This window comes from Bacteroides muris (ex Fokt et al. 2023) (assembly GCF_024704895.1).
Classification (GTDB): domain Bacteria; phylum Bacteroidota; class Bacteroidia; order Bacteroidales; family Bacteroidaceae; genus Bacteroides; species Bacteroides muris.
In genome coordinates this window covers 1-503 of record NZ_JAMZEE010000124.1, presented here as the reverse complement: position 1 = coordinate 503, position 503 = coordinate 1, and the positions used below count along the sequence as shown (strand labels likewise).

At 40.2% G+C, this 503-nt stretch carries 1 protein-coding gene; it reads left to right on the top strand.

What is annotated here, in order from left to right; genetic code table 11:
- Positions 1-149: 149 nt before the first annotated feature.
- Positions 150-392 carry a hypothetical protein gene (locus M1B78_RS18540; protein ID WP_136010769.1) on the top strand — a complete coding sequence of 81 codons (243 nt, stop codon included), beginning with the start codon at positions 150-152 and terminating at the stop codon, positions 390-392.
- The last annotated feature ends 111 nt before the right edge of the window (positions 393-503 follow it).

Genomic DNA, 503 nt, shown 5'->3' with positions numbered 1-503 from the left:
GTAACAGTGGGAGAGTAGGTAGTCGCCGTTTTAGAGGAAGCCCCCGAGTCAGAAATGACGAGGGGGCTTTTGCTTTTGGCAATCTCATAAACTTTTGCTATATTTGCGTCGAACTAATTTTATATCAACGTTTAAAGCAAATTGAAAGTATGAAGATTAAAGTTTTATTATTGGCTGCCGTTGCGGTAGCGTTTTCTTTCGTGGTGACATCTTGTGGTAATAAGAAGGCAGCAGATTCTAATGCAACTGAGGTAGATTCTTGCTGTGCAGCAAAAACAGAACAAGTATGTGACTCTGCAAAAAAGGCATGTTGCCAGGGAGCTGATTCAGCAGTATGTCCTAAGACTGCATGTGATGGTGCCAAGTGTGACAAACCTTGTGAGAAGAAGTAATTCAGAACTTGTATTGAACTGATGAATAAGTAAAGAGGTTGTGTCAAAACGTTGGCACAACCTTTTTCTATAATTTATAGTCCTGTTATCTTTTCTTTTGTCTACGCCGCT